The organism is Enterococcus sp. DIV0421 (genome assembly GCF_051713745.1).
Classification (GTDB): domain Bacteria; phylum Bacillota; class Bacilli; order Lactobacillales; family Enterococcaceae; genus Enterococcus_D; species Enterococcus_D casseliflavus.
The window spans coordinates 54,448-75,230 of record NZ_JBIOQM010000003.1 but is presented as its reverse complement, the minus strand read 5'-3'; the positions used below and the strand labels follow the sequence as shown (position 1 = coordinate 75,230).

The window sequence follows — 20,783 nt, the reverse complement described above, 5'->3', positions numbered from 1 at the left end:
AGAGCAGAGGTATGAAACAAGAAAATTTAGAACAAGAAAACCTGACTAGTGATCCAAGTAAGGACAAACTAGAGGAAGAAAAATGGAGAAAGAAAAACTATTGGGTAAAAGAATCCACGATCGAACGAATTAAGCATTGGAAAAGGATTCGAAAAGATAAGCTTGAAGGGGATACTTTAGAAGCATTGTTGGATTTTTATGAGAAGAATCAGTCGGCAGAACAAAAAATATTTGAAGAGTTAATGGCTCTTTACAAGCAGCAATTGGCTATTTTGCGTGAAGCGGAAATGAATAGTAAAGTAAATCAACAATTACTCAACACCATGATCTGGTTTCATGAAATTGAGAGCTTCCAGCCAACTGATTCTGTGCCACTTATTGAAGCGAAAAAGTATCTACAAGAATTACAAGAAAGTCAAATCAAAACAGCGCACCACCGGAAAAAATATAGTCAGGTTGGTGATGAGTAATGGCTCGCCAAACAGCTGGCATCATTTATTCAGCTGCATTCGTTATTTCCAGCGCACAGGCATTCAAAGAATTCATTGATTATATGAATCGAAGTGCAGCTGTTCGTAACGAGAACTTTGATAAATACAACGCATTTTCAGCACAAAATCAAGCGGATAGTTACAACAGTATTGAAGGTGGAAATGAAACGATGTTCTCTACCTATAACGATTATATGTCGAATCCAGAAAAGACAAGCTCGTCTTTTACTCGCCATTATGATCAAGCACCACTCGAAGTGATGAATCACCTAAAGGATTACTTTACGCAAGCGCAGGAAAATCAATCGCCGCTTTGGCAGATGGTTTTTAGTTTCAAAAATGAGTGGTTGGTAAAACATGGTTTGATGAACGAAAAAACGAATCGAGTGGATACTGTTTCACTGATCGATGCAGCAAGAAAAGCTGTCACTGATTTAGAAAAAAAAGAAGGGTTAGAAGGCGAGTGGTCGGGTGCCATTCACTACAATACGAAACATATCCATGTCCATATTGGTTATGTAGAAAAAGAACCAACGAGGGAGTGGGGATATTATGAACACCCAACTGATCCAGAGAAAACTGGTTGGCAGTATATGGCCAAATTCAAACAGTCCGCCATAAAAAGTACACGTCGCACGTTTGTAAATACGCTTCTCAAAAATGAATCGCAATTGAAAGAATTGAGTCAATCAATACGGCAACAAGTTGCGTTGGCTAAAGAGAATCGTAGTGAGTTTTTGGCAGGTCGATACGAAATGTTAGCGACCGATTTACTGGAAGCATTGCCTGATAACAAATACTTTTGGAAATATGGATTTGCCCAAAGGCATGGCTTTAAAGAACCGCTCGATCGGATGGTCAATTTGTTCTTAAACACTGACGGAAAAGAAACGATGGAAAAAGTGATTCGTCTTTTAAAACCAATTTCTGACGAATACGAATCAGCGTATGGAAATCCAAGAAACGCACCGACGTATTACGAGAATCAGTTGTATGGAAAAAATGGTTTATACGCTCAGATTGGAAACCAAATTTTGCATGAGATAAGAACATTTGCCAAGAGCCAACAAATGCAAAAAGCAGTGGGAAATATGACTGCAGAAGAATTTGATGCCCTTCAAAAAGAACAAGCGGTTTTACCAATCGATTTAGGATCTTCAACAGAACAAGATTATATTTCTCCGGAAATGGAAGATGTCTTTCACCTGTTAAGTGAGATCCCGCCACCTGTGGAAGAAGATGAAATTGAGCAATCGGTCATTGAAAAATCACCTGAAGTTAAGAGCGATTCGATTCCTACTGAACGGTCGAACCAACTCGCTGAAGCATTCGAATTGATGAAACAGCACTTTGACAAGCGAGACGAATCTTTAGACCAGCGTCAAATGGGGATACAGTATAAGCTGAATCAGGAGAACGCCAATCGGGAGGATACGATCGAGCGAAGAGCGATGTACATTCATGCGGTGGATACTGAAACGGATTTTGTTCACTATGAACCAACAAGTATTCAAAAACATAAAACGTTGGATGAAGAATTCGTGTCAGCAAAAGAACAAAAATCTTCGGAGAGCGAGGAAGGTAACGAGCAACACAATCTTGATCGCTTTTCAAAAAAGAACCGTACGATGATCCTGAGTCAAAACCCTGGGGCTACGTTTGTTTATGGTCCCCAACAATGGAAACTAAATGGCCGTAAGGTGCGTGAAGACGAGATCGATCAACCGTTGATTATCATTGCGCCGTACAAAATTGAGGACACAGTCGTCTTTGAAGAAATTTCCGTTTACGATATTAGTCAAACAGAAGCCTATCAACCAACAGCTGCAGAACTCGAAGAGCTGCTAAAAAAAGAAACCGCAAATGGGAAAAGCATGGCTCCAAGAAGTGTTTCTCGATTCCAAGATCGTCGCAAAGAAATGGAAATGCGAAAGATGGTTCAATCATTACGGAGATCTTGCGAAAACAGTCTGCAGCATTATCTAAATGAACGAGCATATCGTGAACTGCAGTATGAGAGTCAATCAAATATTTAACAAAAACAATGAGAAAGAAAAGACGGTTTGGCGGAAGTGCCTGACCGTTTTTTAGGAGGAAAATTATGGTTCAGACAGATACTGGAGATCAAGGATTAGATGTTAGAAAAGAACAAGAAAAGATTGTCGCTTATTTTGAAAAAGATCCTACTGTAAATCTTTGGGTAACTCCTGATGAAAACGGACAACTATATGTTGTGTGTGAATCGGAAGATGATTTTTCAAAGACTTACTTGTATGAAGATGTCGAAAATTTTATTGATGCGAACCCTGAAAAAAATGGTTCTTCGTTTCAGCTATTTGAATGGATTGACCATTCAGTTTCTGAATTTGAAGTATCGGAAGATATCGATCATGGAGATGAGGAAATGATTATCGAAGAAAAACAAATGATTGATAAAAGTAAAAAGAAGCGGAAAGAAAAAGCACAAGGATTTGAAATGACTTAGGTAATTTTTGATTCAATAATAACATGTTGTATACGATTAAACTTATGTTATAATATAAATATAAGTCTAATTGTATATAAGAGGCGGTTGAATTGAAAAAAGTTGTTTATGAGTTACTTGAGCAATATAATGGGACACTGGCTATGAAGGATGCAAAAAAAGCAGGCGTTTCACCGGTTACTATTAAGCGAATGGTTGATCGTGGAGAGTTAGACAGAGAATATCCTGGTTTTTTTACTTTGCCTGGTCAATTTGCAGACGAACTCCTCATTGCACAAAAGAAATATGAACGTGGGATTATCTCTCACATTACTGCTTTAGATCTATATGATTTAACTGATATGATCCCTAGAAAGATTGACATGACTGTTCCATATGGATATCATGTTTCCGAAAAAGGATTGAAGGAATTTGCAGTTGATTTACACTTTACGAAACCTGAATACTATAGTATCGGAAGAACAGAAGTCAAAAGTCGCTATGGAAATACACTTGTTGCATATGATGTTGAGCGAACGTTATGTGATATTTGGAATCCTTGGTATATCGTTGAAGACGAAATTAGGATTAAGGCGATTAAAGCTTATATGAAATCCGATAAAAGAGATCTTAGAAAGCTTAATGAATACAGAAATATTCTTCCAGTAGAAAAGGAAATGCGCTCATATATTATGGCGTTACACTAAAAGTCCAATATATGTCTGTCAGAGTGACAATGAATAGAACTGACGTATAAATGGTTTTATACGAATTACTACAATTGAAGAGGTGAAAAAAATGAACTATGGTTTCTATGATGAATATTCAATAGCACGAAATCAATTCCATAATCGAAAATTTCCAATGGAATATCTAGATGATATTCTTGTTCGTCTTGCTTATCATTCAAGCGCAATTGAAGGCAATACGATTTCATTACCACAAACCGTTTCGATCATACTTCATAATACTGTTCCTGAACGCACGTCTCTCAGAGAACTTTATGAAATTGAAAATCATAGAGGAGCGTTTGCTCTTATGCTAGAAAAAGTGCAAGACAAACAACCACTCTCTATATCTCTAGTAAAGGATATACACGAGCGATTGATGGATAAACTAATCGTGGATCGAGGACAATTTAAATCCTATGAAAATGCAATCCTAGGGGCGGATTTTGATACGGCTTCTCCACAAGAAACTCCAGTATTGATGCAGCAATTAGTTGATAATCAAAATTATCGCCTAGAAATTGCTGATACCGATGTCGAAAAAATTGAAGCAATAATGGATACTCACATTCAATTTGAAAGAATTCACCCGTTTAGCGATGGTAACGGGAGGACTGGTCGATTAGTTATGAACTATTCCTTGTTAAATGAAGGCTTTCCACCTGTAATTATTCAAACAGAAGATAAAGCCGAATATTTGGAATTGTTGTCAGAACAAAATGTAAAAGGTCTGACTCGATATGCAATGGAACAAATGGTAACAGAAGAAAAAAGACAAGCAAAGTTTATTTCAAAAGAAAAAAGTCAGAGTCAAGAATTAGATTTTTAAAGGATCAGCATAGCTGGTTCTTTTTTTTACAAATAAAAACTATTGTATATCTTTGGATATACGAGTATAATAGCGCATGAGGTGAACAGCAATCATGAAAGCAGTCAAAACTAGAATCATTGGAAACTCGCTCGTCATTTCTCTGCCCAAAGAATTACAAATAAAAGAAAATCAATACTTTTATTGCCACCAAAAAGAAAATGGCATTATTGAGCTTGTTCCAAAGATTGAAAATCCATTAAAGCAGATAAGCGATGAAAAGTAACTGGAGCCAACGCAACATTCTATCAGATACCGAGGGACAAATGTATCTGGTTCTTAGTGCAGATGCCTTTTATGACACATATGAGCGATTGATCGTCTGCAAAGTGACGGACGCTGCGACTGAAGCACCGTTAGAGGTCAAAATTAGCTTAGAGCCTTCAAAACATTCGATGATCGTTGATTGTTCTGAGTTTTTTACGATCAATCCTTCCGCAGATCTGTACACGCTGTCCGGCACATGCGATGAAGGGGAGTTTCTTCTAGTTGCTCAAACCTTCTTAGCCATTTTTGACTTTCCTTTTTTTGATTGAGTTTATCCATGCGCCACACTAACTTTCAGGAGGCGCACATGGACGAGAAAAAACAATCTACCTTACGAATGCTTTTTAAGCAATCATTTGCTGAAACTGTAGAAACGACACAATCTTTTCAACAGTACTTGGAACAAATAAAGTTCCTCCATAAATACGATGTAAATGACCAACTATTTATTCATGGTCAAAATCCCGAGGCTCGCTATTTAGCAGATTTCGATACATGGAAAAAAATCGGTCGTCAAGTCAAACGTGGAAGCAAGGCAATCATGACGCTTGGGTTTTCCAATAATCAAATGATGGCTTCTTATTACTTTGATGTGAATCAGACCGTTGGGAAAGTGCTAGATTTTCCGGATTACAGTTTGGAAGAACACACGTGGCCAGATTTTATCACACAAGAAAGACAGGATATGATCGACTCTTTTACAGCAGACTTGGAAGATCCTGTTCATAGAAGATTGGCTTTAGAGATAGGTTTAGCAATGGTTCAAAGTAAAGCCTTGATTCAGCCAATTCCTGAATTTAAAGAACTGGCACAACTGCAAAATTTTCGGACGTTTGTGGAAGTGATGACCAAAGCAAACGAGATCAACCGATTTTTAAGTAAAGATATTTTGATTTATAAAACTGAGAGGAGCAAGGAAGATGAAATTGACGTATCAAGAGAACCAGAACGGACAGCTGATCCCGCAAATGGAGTATCCAGAAAACCAACCGCTCGGTCGTTTTGGCTCAATCGCCGTGGAAAAACTGAAGGAAGAACAGCCAACAGAGTATCAGATGAAACTGATGCAAGGGGAGCTAATGACTTACGGCCACGCTATCGACAAGAAGGTGTGGGAGCGAGTAGCAGCACTAGCGGAACAGATGGAGCAACAGAATCCGTTAACCTTAGAGGAGCAGCAGAATCTGGAGACAGCCACCAAGATTCGCAACAACTATCGGGAACAAGCGATCGAACTAGCGATGAGCGAACTTCTGTAAAACAAAATGATCTGGAAACTGGTTTAGAAGAGACAGCGTCTTCTGAACCTTTTTTTGTGTCTGCAGATGAGCAAAAAGACAGTAGTACCTCTTTAGAAGCAGATCTATTTCCTGAATCATTGATTACCCGTCTTTTAAAGGACGGGACTGGAACTGTTGATGGAAAGTTCCGTGTTTCTCTAGCTTTTTCTCAGACAAAAGACATGATACAGCGTGTTCGTTTTTTGAAAAAAGAATTTGGCTGGTATGGCAAAACTCTGGATCTCCCTGGAGCAACTTTTTCGTCCATGAATTCACGGCCAGACCGAGGTATTCGAATCACTAAGATAGTTGACGGTAAAGAATATGAGAAAGACTACAAATGGATTGATATTGCAGGAAGAATTGATTTCCTTATTGGTAGGAATGACTATTTGACTGCAGAAGAAAAAGAGCGAGTAAATGAAGTATTCCAAAAAACGAACGAACTTTCTCAGCCGATTGATGTAAGTGACCCAAAAGATGAAGCCACTGAATCACTGGATAAGGTAGAAGAAATCACTCTCTTTGATATGGATGATTTTGAAGCCACTGAAGAACCGCTCCAAGACAGTGGGTACGGCTCTGAGGTCGCTTTTGTTCCAATGCCAAAAGTTGAGAAGCCTTCTGTATCCATCGAAAAACAAGAAAGTCACAACGTGACAACCAAAGGCAGCAATCACTTTTCATTTCCGTTGGAATCGCTAGATGCCTTTTATCCAAAAGCAACTAAAGACAAGATACAGGCCAACATTGATGCGATTGTTTTAGTCAGAAAGCTCGAATCTGAAAACAGAATGGCTACGGCAGAAGAACAAAAGGTTCTGGCGAAGTACGTTGGATGGGGCGGATTGGCAAGTATCTTCGATACACGTGATGATCAATTAAAAAATGAGCGCCAACAGCTGAAAAAATTGTTGACTGAAGAGGAATACCGTCAAGCACGTGAAAGTGTGTTAACGGCTTACTACACAGATCCACGGCTAATAGAAGTGATCTATGAGAAGTTACAGACTATGGGATTCCAGGGAGGAAATGTTTTAGATCCTTCGATGGGAACTGGAAACTTCTTTTCTGCTATGCCTGAATCATTAAGAACTCAGTCCAATCTATACGGGGTTGAATTAGATCCATTGACTGGAGCGATCGCAAAACACTTACACCAAGATGCAACCATTGAGGTGACTGGTTTTGAAAATACCCCTCTAAATAAAAATGGCTTTGATCTCGTAATCAGTAACATTCCTTTTGACAGCATACAAATCGAAGATCCTAACTACGACCATAGCTATGCCATTCACGATTACTTTATCAAAAAAGCATTGGATAGTGTAAAAGAAGGCGGGATTGTAGCTGTTATCACGTCCACTTCAACTTTAGATAAGCAGAGTGAAAATGTTCGGCGTGAGTATGCAAAAACAGGTGAATTGCTTGGCGCCGTTCGTTTACCAAGCAATGCTTTTAAAAAAATAGCAGGTACCGATGTTGTTACTGACCTTATTTTCTTTCAAAAGAATTCGGAAATCGAGCGCTCATATACACCCAGCTGGGTGTTTGTCGGCATGCATAGAGATGTACCAGGAAAACCTTTTAACAATTATTTTGTGAAAAATACGGACATGATTCTTGGCGAACTTTCACTTAAGAATTTTCGTGGGAAAACCCTCGATGTGAAAGCAAATCCTGAAGCGAATTTGATTGATGATCTAAGGTCTGCGATTGAAAAGATACCAGGAACGTTCGAGCTTACGCCTTCGGCTGAAGAAATCTCTCTCGTAGAACAAAGAACAGACAATGAAGTTTCAGTTTCCGAGATCCCGAATTTCAATTATGGCCAAAGCCAAGGGAAAATCTACTTCAACAACAATGGCTATTTTGAAGCATTTGAAGGATCAGAAAAAGCCGAAAAACAACTTTCCCAATTGATCAAAATCAAAGAAGAGCTATTACAAGTGATTTATGTTCAACGACAAGAAGATTACAGTGTGGAAGAATTTCAGCTTGCACTGGCAAAACTGAATCAGGCGTATGATACCTTTGTATCTGATTTTGGTCCGATTGCGCAAAACTCGAAAGTGTTTCAACGTGACGAATACCTTCCATTACTTAAATCAATTGAAATTGTGCATAAGGACGGCTCTGTTGAAAAAGGGGATGTCTTTTTTAAGGCAACTATCCGGAGAAAAGAACCAATTACAACAGTCGATTCTGCGATCGAAGCATTACAGCTGTCATTAGGTCGGCGTTTAAAAGTAGATTTAGACTTTATGGCGGATGTTTATGGAAAAGACAAAGGAACCATAGTCAAAGAACTCGAAGGTCAGATATTCATTGATCCATTGAAGTATAAAGGGGATCAATTTGATGATGTTTGGGAAGTAAGAGAAGAATATCTAAGCGGTGATGTCAAACAAAAGCTAGTAGAAGCTCAGTACTTCAATGAAACCTATCCAGGACTATTTGAAAAAAATGTGTCCTCTTTAGAGGACGTGCAGCCTGAGCCATTGAAAGCTGGGGAGATCGATTATTCGGTTGGAAGTACCTGGATACCTAAAGAAACGTATGAACAGTTTATGTTTGAAACGTTTGAAACACCGCCGTGGATGGTTCGGGAACATTACGTCCAATTGGATTATGATCCAACCGCTTCTCGCTACTTTATTTCTGGAAAAAGTACACATAAAGGACCGATCGTCAGTAACCGCTACGGAACGGCACGTGCGAATGCGTATCTCATTTTTGAAAATAGTTTAAATCTCCAAAAAATCGAAATCCGTGATCGAGTGGAAGACGGCGATGGAAAATCACACTATGTATTAAATCCTAAAGAAACGCAATATGCTCGTTCAAAACAAGAAGAACTGCAAGAGATCTTCAAGAATTGGGTCATGAATCATTCTCAAGTCCTTGAAGAGCTGCAAGGAATTTACGAAGAGCGATTCAATCGATTAGTACCGAGAACCTATGATGGTAGCTACCTAGAGTTTGAAGGGCTGAATGAACAAATTGAATTGCGACCGCACCAAAAGAATATGGTTGCCAGAATTATTCAAAACGGACGTGGGTTGATGGCTCATGTGGTAGGCGCTGGCAAGACGTTAACGATGATTTCTGCAGGAATGATGATGAAGACTCATGGTTTGATCAAGAAAGCGATGTATGTCGTGCCTAACCACCTGACAGGCGATTTTGGTACCGAACTTTTGCGGTTCTATCCGTCCAAAAAAGTGCTAGTTACAACCAAGAAAGACTTTGAGAAAGCCAATCGGCAACAATTCGTTTCTCGAATCGCTGTCGGCGACTATGATGCCGTGATTATTGGCCATTCTCAGTTTGAAAAAATTGCCTTATCTCCAGAACGCCAACGAAATATGTTAAAAGCAGAAATCAATCAGGTATCTGAAGCAATTGCTGCTTATCAAATGGAGAATGATGTTGATTCCTGGTCGATCAAACAGATGGTTAGTTTTGAGAAAAGGCTCAATGAACGGTTAGCCAAACTGAATAAACAAGACAAGAAAGATGATTTGATTTACTTCGAGGACTTGGGCGTCGATTTTCTGTTTGTAGATGAAGCTCATTTGTATAAAAACCTCTATTCCTACACCAAGTTATCTAATGTAGCAGGGGTCAATGCGTCTAACAGTCTAAGATCCAGTGATATGGAAATGAAAGTGAAGTATATGCTTGAAGAAAATCAGGGTCGTGGTGTTGTTTTTGCGACAGGAACGCCAATCTCTAACTCGATGTCGGAAATGTATACCATGCAAAAATACTTACAACCAGATGTATTAAAAGACTTTGGTGTTTACCATTTTGACGCTTGGGCTTCCACGTTTGGCGAAATCGTCTCTTCACTGGAAATCACGCCTGAAGGAAGTGGCTATCAGATGAAGAATCGTTTTTCTAAATTCCACAATCTTCCGGAACTGATGAGTATGTTTAACTTAATTGCGGACATTCAAACCAAAGACATGCTTAATCTTCCTGTACCAGCAGTCAAAGGAGGGAAAGCACAGATCATTGTCACAGATCCAATTACCTATCAAAAAGATAAGATGGATCAGTTGGCTATGCGTGCGGAAAAAATCAGGAATCGTGAAGTGTCTCCGGAAGCAGACAATATGCTGAAAATCACGAACGAAGCGAAGTTAATGGCACTAGATCCACGCCTGTTAGATGACTACGATGAATCAAAATATGATCCACAAGAATTGAAACAGACCAAAATTGCACGTGCAGCTGAAAAGGTATTTACCATTTGGTTAGAGACAAAAGAACAACGATCGACACAACTTATTTTCTCTGATTCCGGAACGCCAAAACCTGGGAAATTCAATGTTTACGATGAAATAAAGCGTCAGCTGATTGAAAAAAATATACCTGAAAACGAAGTGGCGTTCATTCATGATGCAAAAACCGAAGCGCAACGTGATGCTTTATTTGAGAAAGTCCGAGAAGGTGAAGTCCGTATTCTGATTGGAAGTACCGGAAAAGTTGGGACCGGTACGAATATTCAGGACAAATTGATTGCGGCACACCACGTGGACTGTCCTTGGCGTCCTTCAGATATTGAGCAAAGAGATGGCCGGATTGTTCGACAGGGGAATGAGAACAAAGAGATTCAGATTTATCGTTATGTGGCTAAAGGAACGTTTGATAGTTTCTTGTGGCAGATTCAGGAACAAAAGCTAACGTATATCTCTCAAGTAATGACTGGTAAGGCAATTACTCGAACCGTAGACGAGATGTCTGAAACGGTTCTAGACGCTTCTGAGATCAAAGCCGTTGCGACAGGTAATCCGCTGCTAGCAGACAAAATGCGGTTGGATAATGAGATCACGAAATTAAGAATGTTACAATCTTCGTATTTGAATGAGCGAGAGCTATTGAAACGTTCGATCGATCAAATCTATCCGTCAATGATCAAAAGCGGGGAGCAGCATATGGCCACGCTACAAGAAGACATTCAGCGGTATAAAGACAATGATCCTGACGAGTTTTCAATCGTGATTGATGGCAAAGAATACACAGAAAGATCAAAAGCAGGAGAAGTCTTTGAAAGTGCCACGTTCCTTTATATGCGCTCTCCAGATTTCGTGGAAATCGGTGAATACAAGGGGTTTTCGTTTTCTGTGCGAAAAAGCGAATTAAGCTATGGAAGTTTGCAAGTACGTCTACATGGTAAAGGGCATTACGATTTACTCGTAGATCCTAGCACCCAAATTGGGAGCATTCGTCGGATAGAGAACAAAATCAATCAACTGCCCGAAATGTTACAAGAAGCAGCTGAGGAAGTCCAAGAAACAAAAGAAAAGATGGAAAGTGCTAAAGAACAAATCAAGCAACCATTTATTCACGCTCAAGAATTACAAGAGAAAGTCTTACGCCAACAAGAGATTCAGTCTGAAATAGAAGCCTCTTTGGCAAAGGAAAAAGAACATTCTACCGTAATGGAGAAAGAGGATGGTTTTGAAATAGACACACCATAATTCAATAATTTGATAAAAAAATGCAAAATATCGATTGACACCTCACGCTTAACCGTGTATTATAATAGTATAAACACGGTTAAGCGTGAGGTGTTTAAAGGAGGTATTTTATCGAAATAAAACAAAGAAAAAGCACATAATCTGTTCGAGCAGATTATGTGCAAATCATAGTAACAGCGTTCCGAAAAAACAGTGCTACTACTTCAAATATATCATAAAAACGAGCGATGGGGAATACGTTTCGCCTATGCTCTTGATGGAGGAATAGCATAATGTACGCAGAAAAAGAAAAGATTGAATGGTTACTGTTTGAAAGCGGGATGACGATTAAAGAGGTTCATAAATTAACTGAATTACCAAGGCAAACAGTATCAGATTTGATGAAAAGAAAATCGTCAATTGATGAAATGCGATTCAAAAATGCTGCAAAACTGACAACCCTAGCAGTAGATTTACTTAATCAAGAGAAGAAAGGAAGTACTCTTACCTGATAATTCAACCAATTTTGAATGATATTCAGAAGTAAGAGTAACTATCCTACATAATCTAAGGAGGAACTCTTAATGAATGTCATTTTAAACGAAAAGGTATATGACTTAAAATTTGATCAATACGCAGACAATAACAATGTCGCGATCATGTTAGTCAAACCCAAAAGAGGTAGGATGCGTGAGGAAGAATTAGTTACTACGGCAACCGTAAACACAGATATGGCAATCAGACAAGATTTTGTAGCAATCAAAGGTTGGTCTGAAAATACTGGCGTTGAACAAGCCTTGATTGATGCAGATGTCATTTGCCCAGAAAGACTTGGAGCGATCCGATGTGGTATGGCTGTCGCTTATGTTTATGAACTAACTCCTAAAGCAAAAGAAGCCAAAAAGAATCAACAGTAGAGAAGGGTTTATGGCACAGGAAAACGATTGATCCTGTGCCATATCTCTACATTCACTATGTAAGATCAATAAGGAGAATGCATATGGTAATCGCAAAATGATAGAAAAATTTATTAATTGAGCAGTCAGCAATCCACCGGATTCAAAGAAAAACTGCCCTCTTAGTTTCCGCTAAGAGAGCAGCAAATTATTATGTCTTGTAGAGTATACATGGTTATAAGATCTTTAACAATAAGAAGGTGTTATGACGGTAAGATTTGTCGTTGACTTTTCGTACTATGAGTTATAAAAATTAATATATTCAATATCCTGGGTGAAAGCCAAAACGAAGGAAAATGCAATCGACAAGTTAATTAGCAAATATGACTATATTCATATTCAGAATATTAGAGAATTACTTAATTAAACAAGATAGCATACAGAGAAATAACGGAATTCAAAATGGATTTTTGTCAATTTTTTTTAAAAATTAGAAAACGCTATCTCATTAATGGTAAACTAAACTAGGAAAAAGGAATTATTGTGATGGATGAAAAAGCAAAACAAAAAATAGTAAAATTACTTGCTTTAGCAAATGATGCTAACGATGAAGAATCGATGTCTGCTTTAGCAAAAGCCCAAGAATTGATGCTTCAGTACAATATTGACGAATCGGAAGTATTTAGTTACAAGAAAGAGCAAAAAGCCGAAGCAGTAATCGATGTAGTTATTTATCGAGGACGTCCGCAAAAATGGTTTTACCGATTGGCGTCAATAATTGCTAAGAATTTTCGGGTTCGCTACTATTATGTATCCGGCGCACCGATTGAACTCCATTTTGTTGGAATCGAATCAGATGTTCAAGTTGCACAGATCACATTTGAATACGCCCGTGGAAGTGCCAGCTTCTGTGCAAGACAGTTTTTGCAATTACCGGAAATTCGTCGCAAGTACAAGCGGAAATGGCAGCTAAAGCAAGATTATCTTGAAGGGTATTTGCGGGGGGTATCGGAGACTTTCAGAAAGCAGGTGCTAACAAAAGGTTACGCACTTGCTTTACAAGTGCCAGAAGTAGTCCAGACTGCAGTCAAAGAAATAGGACTTGTTCCTGGGAAAGACATGTCGCATAACGTGAAAGATCGGGAAGCATTTTACTCTGGATATGAAGAGGGAGTACGCTTTACTGATAAAGATAAATTAAGTGTTTAGGATCTCAATGAAAGGAGCGGTTGACTTGTCACAAGAAAGAAAATGTTACGGTGGTCAATGGAAAGTACCGATCACACCTTACAACAAACGCTTATATTGGCCACCAAGTTGGATTGAATGTAACTGTGGTGAACTCGCAAAACAAGTCAGAGAAAGAAAAGGAGATCATTTGTATGCGAATGGGCGTTACTTATGTAACTCATGTCACCGAGAATATGAAATGGTCTATGGGAGAAATCAGTTTATTTTGGTGAATGAGAATGAAGCCTGAAGGGAATCTTATTTTTTTTGAGAATAAGCGAAAGAAACAATGGACAGTCATTGTCTTGAGTCGCTTTTCAAAAGAGCTTATTGGATTTTTGAGTGTGACTGCTGCTACTGAAAATTTATGCTTTACTCAAAAGAAGGAAGAGTTGGGACTATTTACAGAAGCTGAAGCAAATGAAATTCTTGACTCAATTAATGCGTTGAAAGATGAAGAAGATGTGATCCACAAAACAAATGAAAAAACCGGTACTGCAGACTGGATATCCGGAAAGTATTTTGATTTTAAGAAAACAAAAGTTCATTAAGTATATATGTGGTGGAGGTTGTCGAGCAGAAGAATATTATGTGTCTAAGAACAAACAGAGTTATTCGCAATGCGACCTTCAAAAAGGGAATTTAACTTATTTTTTGGAGAATATAAATGAATAAAAAAATTGTATCTTTTTTATGTTTAAATGTCCTTGTTCTATTTTCTACGACCCTGTTTCAATTAAATATACTATGGGAAATTTTTAGCCAACAAGAAGAATTAAAAAATTTAGTCATGATTATTGGTTCTTCATTTATTTTACAAGCTGGAATGTCTCTGGTTGTGGGAATAATTGTAGATTCTTATTCGAAGAAAAAAGTCTTTTTTTTCAGTATTTTTGGATTTATAATAACTGTTGCTGCAAGCTATTTTATTAATATGGATATTCAATGGGCAGTGTTTTACTTAATTTTTACTGCAGTAAATACATTATTTTTAAGATGCTTAGTTTCTGGAGCAGCTGAAATGTTGACAACAGATGAATTCATGAAATACGACGGTATTACAGGATTGTTTAATCAAATACTTATCATTATAAGTAATGTGATTTCAGGTATATTGATTAAGTTTGTAAGTGTAGAGGCAATCTATTTTACTATTATTTTCTTGTTAATTTTAGCTTTGTTTCTAATTTTTTTCTTACCCGTTAAAGATATACAAGGAAATGAGAGTATCAAGGACAATGAGGAAATAAAAGAAAAGATTGAAGGCTCCCTGTTGTTGTTTATTAAGAAAAATATTTTTAAAGATAAGAAAATTGTAGTGTTTATTTGTTTGCTTTTCTTATTAAACTTGGATTATGGATATATACCTAATATCTTACCTTATTATATGTTTAAGTATACGAGTCAAACTTCACCTATTTTCTTATCATTGCTAAAATCTTCTGTTAATTTAGGAGAGATAGTAGCTTCATTTTTTGTTATCCATTATAGAAAAAAAGTATCAAAAATGACAAAAATAGGATTACTAGGATCGGCTATCTGTTTTATGTTACTTCCTTTCAGTAATCAAATGATTTTAGTGAATTTTTTTGTTTTATCGTTCTATGGCTTTTTTGATACACTTACACAACCATTGTTCAGTTATTTTGTTAGTTCAATTGAGCATAAGAATCGTGGGAAAATTCTGGGTATCGTTGATTGTGTTGTTTATTTGGCTGCCCCAATTGGAATGTCATTAGGTAATTTTATTAGTCAATATGGTATGTTGATACTGAGCCTTTCGATAAGTATAGTATTCTTTTGTTCGTATATTTTACTTGTAAAGACGAAGACATATAAAAGTATTGATTTAGCAGGAGATTTGTGATGAATCTTATTCAGGAAAAGTTTTTACAGAATGAGTTAGTTTGGTTGAAATCTCTTTCATGTGAGATTCATTCGATTGAAAATTATATCATTGTTAAAAGTGATTTTTCTCAATCTGAAGATTTCAATTTTATTTTCCCTCGAAAGGTAGTTCAAGAAAAAGACTTATACATGATAATGGATCAATATAAAATAAAGTATCTAAAAATAGCTACCCCTACATTGATTGATTTAAAATTAACTTCAGCAATGACCTGTTTAAAAACGTATGATTTGAATTTTAATGCGAATGCTTCATTATCAAATTTTCGCAAACTTTGTAGTAAGAAAAAAGGAATAAGACTTTCAGCAAATATTCCATGGAAATACAATGATCTACCTAATCGTATATTTTCATCAAATGTAGTTCCATTCACCATTTGTTTCAATCAATATGAAGTTGGACAAGTTTGTTTAGTAATTCTTAAAAGCAATATTGGTATATATGATTTACAGATATATAAAGAATTTCAAAATCAAGGCTTTGGAAATGAATTTTTGGAGGAGCTACTTCTTGTTAAGAATGAATTAGAGATTGGGAATATTTTTATTCAGACCTGGAATCAGAATATAATTGCAAAACAACTATATTCTTCTAAAGGGTTCAATGTAATAGGAAAATATCAATATTATACTTACACAGAAGAGTGTTAATACTGATTGCATTATATTGAAAGAGTGTTCAGAAAATGACTAATTTCTGGACATTCATTTTAGATGCCATAATTGGTGTCATTTTTATTTTTAAATGGCAATTTATTTCCTAATTATATGGCACAATTTGTGAATTGCTAAAAAAATTTCCGAGTGATTATTTACTATCTTTCACAGGTAATTCTTTACAAATCTAAGATATAGTGTATATTTTTAATCAAATTAATTCATTAAAAGTAATAAGGAGGACTGTGAGCTATGAAGAAGCCCAAAAGATTGCAACCTGGAGATACCATTGCAACGATTTCATTATCAAGCGGTTTAGGTGGAGATAGTAATATACTATGGCGCTATAATCAAGGAAAAAAACAATTAACGCATTTGGGATTTAATGTAATTGAATTGACTCATTCTTTGAGTGGATCAGATTTCATCTATTCGCATCCAGAGGCTAGAGCACAAGATTTACATGATGCTTTGCTCAATCCCGAAATCAAGGGAATTATATCAATAATAGGTGGGGAAGATAGTTATCGTATCTTTGAATATTTGGATTTAAATATTATAAAAAACAATCCTAAAGTATTTATTGGCTATTCAGATTCAACAAGTATCCATCAGATGTTTCAGTTAGCAGGAGTAGTTTCATTCTACGGTACATGTGTCCTGGTTGATTTTGCCGAAAATGGTGGCATTTTTAATTTTACAAGATCTTGTTTTGAAGACGTTTTAATGAAAGAATACTCTACCTACACTTATCCATGGCGCACAAAATGGACAAGTGATGTAATTCCTTGGGATTTTGAGAATAAAGAAAAACAAAGGGTGTCTTATCAAGATATAGGCCCAATTGTTTTACAAGGATCTGGCACAATCAAAGGACGAATGCTTGGTGGATGCCTTGAAGTGTTGGCGATGTTAAGAGGAACAGACTTATATCCTTCTAGAGACTTGTTTAAAGATGGTATTTTATTACTTGAAACTTCAGAAGAATATCCCGCACCTGAAATTGTTGAGCGAGAATTGCGCACAATGGGAGTAATGGGGAACTTATCATTACTTAACGGGATTTTAGTCGGAAAACCACAAGATAACCGATATTTTAAAGAGTATCAAACATCAATAAAAAAGATTATGAAAGAATTTAATCTGGAAAGATTACCCATTTTATATAATTGTAATTTTGGACATACAGAACCAAAATGGACGCTTCCTCTAGGGGGATATGCGCAGCTCGATTTAAATAAAAAGATAATAACCTTGTTAGAAAGTCCAGTATCCTAATTGTTAATAAAATCTATTAAAGTATAGTAACTTATAAGATGTCGATATGGAGTGTTCAGAAAATCTTGCCTTTCTGGACACTTCATTTTTTGATGTAATTTCTAGGAAATCTCCCTTCAGATGTGTTCATAAACCCATAACAAAATCTATGTTCATTTATTGCCCCGATATAAAGTTATGGTACAATGATTTTAAGACTAAGGGGGGATTTTTTTGAAAGTTGGATATGCACGTGTTTCAACTGGTTTACAAAATTTAGATTTGCAAGAAGATAGTCTGAAAAATTTTGGTTGCGAAAAATTATTTACTGATTATATGAGTGGAGCAAAAAATAATCGACCTGGTTTAGAAATGGCAATCGATTTTGTACGAGAAGGAGATACGATTGTCGTTTGGCGTTTGGACCGATTGGGTCGGAATATGGAAGATCTGATTTCTATTGTCAATCGATTGAATGAACGTGGTGTAAGTTTCCATAGCCTTCAGGAAAATATTACAATGGATAAATCTAGTTCAACTGGCCAGCTGATGTTTCATTTGTTTGCGGCTTTTGCAGAATTTGAGCGCAATCTAATTCTAGAACGATCGGCTGCTGGGAGAGAAGCTGCTCGAGCAAGAGGTCGTTTTGGTGGTCGTCCTGAGAAATTGGATGCCCAAGATTTAGAACTGTTAAAAACATTAGTTGACAGTGGTACCCCCATTAAAGCAATTGCCGAACGTTGGAAGATTTCAAGAACGACTATTTATCGCTATTTAGAAAAAATGGAGGATAAAAATGGAAAGACAAACGCTAGCTAGTTTTTCTGACCACCAAAGAGAAGAAGCTCTGAAAAAATATACGATTATTGAACCTTACCTTAAGAAGCAACAAGGAATAAAAGAAATATCCTTAGAAAATGAAATACCAATTCGAACACTTTATCGTTGGGTAGATAACTTTGAAAAAAATGGACTAGTCGGCCTAATTAGAAAAGTACGATCTGATTTTGGACAACTAAGAATATCAGAAGAGGTTTCTCAAATAGCACAAAAATTCGTTTTAAAGCACAAAAAAATTAGTACGAAAACTTTATATAGAAAAATTGTTCTTTATTGTAGTGAACATAAAATAGATCCCCCTAGCTACGCTCAAATTTATAGATTTAGAAAAAGCATGCCGAAAAGCTTAATTAAATTGGCCTATGATGGCGATAAAGCTTACAAAGAAAGCTATGATTTAATTACAATAAGAGAAGCAAGTAGACAAAATCTGGCAAGCAGATCATACTTTGCTAGATATTCATTTACTTGATGAAAAAGGAACTATTAATCGTCCTTGGTTAACCATCATATTAGATGAATACAGTCGTGCTGTTGCTGGCTATTATTTAAGTTTTACTCCTCCTTGCGCAATAAATACTGCTTTAACCTTACACCAAGCCATTTGGTCGAAAAAGGATCCCTTATGGCCGATTTGTGGGATCCCAGAAAAGTTTTATACGGATCACGGAAGTGATTTTACTTCCAAATTTATGGAGCAAGTTGCAATCGATTTAAGAATCAACCTTATTTTTTCAACCGTTGGAGTTCCTCGAGGAAGAGGGAAAATTGAACGCTTTTTTCAAACAATTAACCAAATGTTCTTAGAAAACTTACCCGGCTATATAGGAAATATAGATGGTGAAGGGTTATTAACAATTCATGACTTTAAAGAGAAACTACATTGTTTTCTGATTAAGGAGTACAACCAAACGCTCCACTCCTCTATTAAAAAAGCACCCGCAAAAAAGTGGAATGATCATCTATTTTTACCTAATATGCCTCAGAGTTTAGAAGAACTCGATTTATTGTTATTAGCGATTCCAAAATCTAGAAAAGTCCATCAGATGGTATTCATTTTCAAGGATTTCGCTACACAAATCCTAACTTGGCTGCTTTTGTAGGAGAATCCGTTTTAATTCGTTATACCCCAAATGATTTAGCTGAAATCAGAGTTTTTTACAAAAACCAATTTCTTTGCACAGCGATTTCTCCAGATCTTTCAACTTATGAAATTAGTATGCCCGATCTTATTACTGCTAGAAATAAACGGAAAAGATTATTAAAACAAAAATTGAATGCTCCGAGTACCATAGATTTCTTAATTGAAGAGAAAAAGACGGAAGAAAGTATTAAACCTCCTAAAAAATCAACTTTAAAGAGGTATTATAATGAATAAACAGTTTATCGAAACAAAAGAATATAAACGATTCGCAGAATTTTGTGACGCATGCATCAAATACAAATATATTGGGATTTGTTATGGAGCGCCAGGTGTCGGGAAAACGCTCTCTTCCAGATATTATTGTCATTGGGACACTATAGAACCACAGATTGTCTTTCGCCGTGGAGTTGACATTGGAAAAGATGCGACAGATGAAATACTAACGGCCAACAAACTATTTTATACAGCTCCAGCAGAAAAGATGACTCGTGTCAGCTCAGATATACATACACTAGCAACTAGAACCAATTTAGTTAGAACAATGCATTTAGTTCATAAATACAATCAAAAAGAAACCTATGCTTCAAATTCTTATGAAGGAATTGATCTCATTATTATTGATGAAATTGATCGCTTAAAATTACAACACTTAGAACAATTGAGAGATATTTATGACAAGAATGACTTAGCATTGGTTCTTGTTGGTATGCCTGGTATTGAAAAAAGATTGTCTCGTTATCCGCAATTATACTCGCGCATAGGATTTGCCCATGAATTTGATAATCTTAGTAAAGACGAAACACACCATATTTTGGAATATAAATGGGCAGATTTAGGGATAGAGATAAAATTAGAGGACTTTTCTGACTATGAAGCAATCACAACAATCATTAAGATTACGAAAGGGAATTTTCGGCTTATTCATCGTTTATTTGCGCAAATTGATCGTATTTTGAGAATCAATCAACTAGATCAAATTACTGTGGAAGTAGTTGAAGCAGCGAGAGATAGTTTAGTAATCGGAATATAAAAAAACTCTCCTAATGTGGAGAGCATCTGCCATATATCGATTAAAATTTTTGCCATTTAAAAATGACATTATATTTATGTCTAATTAGGGTACACTTTAAACATTCATTTGTACTTTGAATTATAAAAGCTAAATAGTTTATAATAGAAGAAAAAGAATGGAGTGTCGATTTCCTAGATTGAAAAGAAAAGATAAGATAAGTACTATAGACTATTACATTTGACAGCTGAGGCAGGATGGTTGAATTGCCCAGAA

The 20,783-nt window shown here is 36.5% G+C and carries 21 protein-coding genes; all 21 read left to right on the top strand.

Going from position 1 to position 20,783, the window contains the following annotated elements; all coding sequences use genetic code 11:
- The first annotated feature begins 11 nt into the window (after positions 1-11).
- Positions 12-470 carry a hypothetical protein gene (locus tag IGI96_RS18345; RefSeq protein WP_438785521.1) on the top strand — a complete coding sequence of 153 codons (459 nt, stop codon included), beginning with the start codon at positions 12-14 and terminating at the stop codon, positions 468-470.
- On the top strand, positions 470-2,527 hold the full coding sequence (gene mobP2, locus IGI96_RS18340) for a MobP2 family relaxase (RefSeq protein ID WP_438785520.1): 2,058 nt from the start codon (positions 470-472) through the stop codon (positions 2,525-2,527). The genes IGI96_RS18345 and mobP2 overlap by 1 nt, the downstream gene beginning before the upstream one ends.
- Positions 2,528-2,592: 65 nt before the next feature.
- Entirely contained in the window at positions 2,593-2,976 is a 384-nt protein-coding gene (locus tag IGI96_RS18335; RefSeq protein WP_438785519.1) for a hypothetical protein, read from the top strand.
- A gap of 92 nt (positions 2,977-3,068) precedes the next feature.
- Positions 3,069-3,662, top strand: coding sequence for a type IV toxin-antitoxin system AbiEi family antitoxin domain-containing protein (locus IGI96_RS18330; protein ID WP_438785518.1), 594 nt, complete (start codon positions 3,069-3,071; stop codon positions 3,660-3,662).
- Positions 3,663-3,753: 91 nt separating this feature from the next.
- Positions 3,754-4,512, top strand: coding sequence for a Fic family protein (locus tag IGI96_RS18325; protein WP_438785517.1), 759 nt, complete (start codon positions 3,754-3,756; stop codon positions 4,510-4,512).
- A 94-nt stretch (positions 4,513-4,606) separates the two neighbouring features.
- Positions 4,607-4,777 carry a type II toxin-antitoxin system PemI/MazE family antitoxin gene (gene mazE / locus IGI96_RS18320; RefSeq protein ID WP_138314768.1) on the top strand — a complete coding sequence of 57 codons (171 nt, stop codon included), beginning with the start codon at positions 4,607-4,609 and terminating at the stop codon, positions 4,775-4,777.
- Positions 4,767-5,087 (top strand): type II toxin-antitoxin system PemK/MazF family toxin, encoded by a 321-nt coding sequence (locus tag IGI96_RS18315; protein WP_438785516.1) that lies wholly within the window; start codon positions 4,767-4,769, stop codon positions 5,085-5,087. The genes mazE and IGI96_RS18315 overlap by 11 nt, the downstream gene beginning before the upstream one ends.
- Before the next feature lie 38 nt (positions 5,088-5,125).
- Positions 5,126-11,587 carry an SNF2-related protein gene (locus IGI96_RS18310; protein WP_438785515.1) on the top strand — a complete coding sequence of 2,154 codons (6,462 nt, stop codon included), beginning with the start codon at positions 5,126-5,128 and terminating at the stop codon, positions 11,585-11,587.
- A 272-nt stretch (positions 11,588-11,859) separates the two neighbouring features.
- Positions 11,860-12,078 (top strand): hypothetical protein, encoded by a 219-nt coding sequence (locus tag IGI96_RS18305; RefSeq protein ID WP_008381278.1) that lies wholly within the window; start codon positions 11,860-11,862, stop codon positions 12,076-12,078.
- A gap of 72 nt (positions 12,079-12,150) precedes the next feature.
- Complete coding sequence (locus tag IGI96_RS18300; protein WP_438785514.1) at positions 12,151-12,483, top strand: hypothetical protein; 333 nt, start codon at positions 12,151-12,153, stop codon at positions 12,481-12,483.
- A 525-nt stretch (positions 12,484-13,008) separates the two neighbouring features.
- Entirely contained in the window at positions 13,009-13,671 is a 663-nt protein-coding gene (locus IGI96_RS18295; RefSeq protein ID WP_438785513.1) for a DUF2786 domain-containing protein, read from the top strand.
- A 25-nt stretch (positions 13,672-13,696) separates the two neighbouring features.
- Entirely contained in the window at positions 13,697-13,942 is a 246-nt protein-coding gene (locus IGI96_RS18290; protein ID WP_438785512.1) for a hypothetical protein, read from the top strand.
- Positions 13,932-14,243, top strand: a complete 312-nt coding sequence (locus IGI96_RS18285; RefSeq protein WP_438785511.1) for a hypothetical protein — start codon at positions 13,932-13,934, stop codon at positions 14,241-14,243. Before IGI96_RS18290 ends, IGI96_RS18285 begins: the two co-directional genes overlap by 11 nt.
- Positions 14,244-14,359: 116 nt before the next feature.
- The gene (locus tag IGI96_RS18280; protein ID WP_438785510.1) at positions 14,360-15,559 is read left to right on the top strand and encodes an MFS transporter; all 1,200 of its coding nucleotides are present in this window, start codon (positions 14,360-14,362) and stop codon (positions 15,557-15,559) included.
- Positions 15,559-16,251: a hypothetical protein gene (locus IGI96_RS18275; protein ID WP_438785509.1), complete on the top strand. Its 693-nt coding sequence runs from the start codon at positions 15,559-15,561 to the stop codon at positions 16,249-16,251. The genes IGI96_RS18280 and IGI96_RS18275 overlap by 1 nt, the downstream gene beginning before the upstream one ends.
- Before the next feature lie 258 nt (positions 16,252-16,509).
- Complete coding sequence (locus tag IGI96_RS18270) at positions 16,510-17,535, top strand: S66 family peptidase (protein ID WP_438785508.1); 1,026 nt, start codon at positions 16,510-16,512, stop codon at positions 17,533-17,535.
- A gap of 213 nt (positions 17,536-17,748) precedes the next feature.
- On the top strand, positions 17,749-18,333 hold the full coding sequence (locus IGI96_RS18265; RefSeq protein WP_438785507.1) for a recombinase family protein: 585 nt from the start codon (positions 17,749-17,751) through the stop codon (positions 18,331-18,333).
- The gene (locus IGI96_RS18260) at positions 18,311-18,826 is read left to right on the top strand and encodes a helix-turn-helix domain containing protein (protein WP_438785506.1); all 516 of its coding nucleotides are present in this window, start codon (positions 18,311-18,313) and stop codon (positions 18,824-18,826) included. Before IGI96_RS18265 ends, IGI96_RS18260 begins: the two co-directional genes overlap by 23 nt.
- The gene (locus IGI96_RS18255; RefSeq protein ID WP_438785505.1) at positions 18,804-19,457 is read left to right on the top strand and encodes a hypothetical protein; all 654 of its coding nucleotides are present in this window, start codon (positions 18,804-18,806) and stop codon (positions 19,455-19,457) included. The genes IGI96_RS18260 and IGI96_RS18255 overlap by 23 nt, the downstream gene beginning before the upstream one ends.
- Positions 19,442-19,732 (top strand): Mu transposase C-terminal domain-containing protein, encoded by a 291-nt coding sequence (locus IGI96_RS18250; RefSeq protein ID WP_438785504.1) that lies wholly within the window; start codon positions 19,442-19,444, stop codon positions 19,730-19,732. Before IGI96_RS18255 ends, IGI96_RS18250 begins: the two co-directional genes overlap by 16 nt.
- Entirely contained in the window at positions 19,725-20,528 is an 804-nt protein-coding gene (locus IGI96_RS18245; protein WP_379902907.1) for an AAA family ATPase, read from the top strand. Before IGI96_RS18250 ends, IGI96_RS18245 begins: the two co-directional genes overlap by 8 nt.
- Positions 20,529-20,783: the final 255 nt, after the last annotated feature.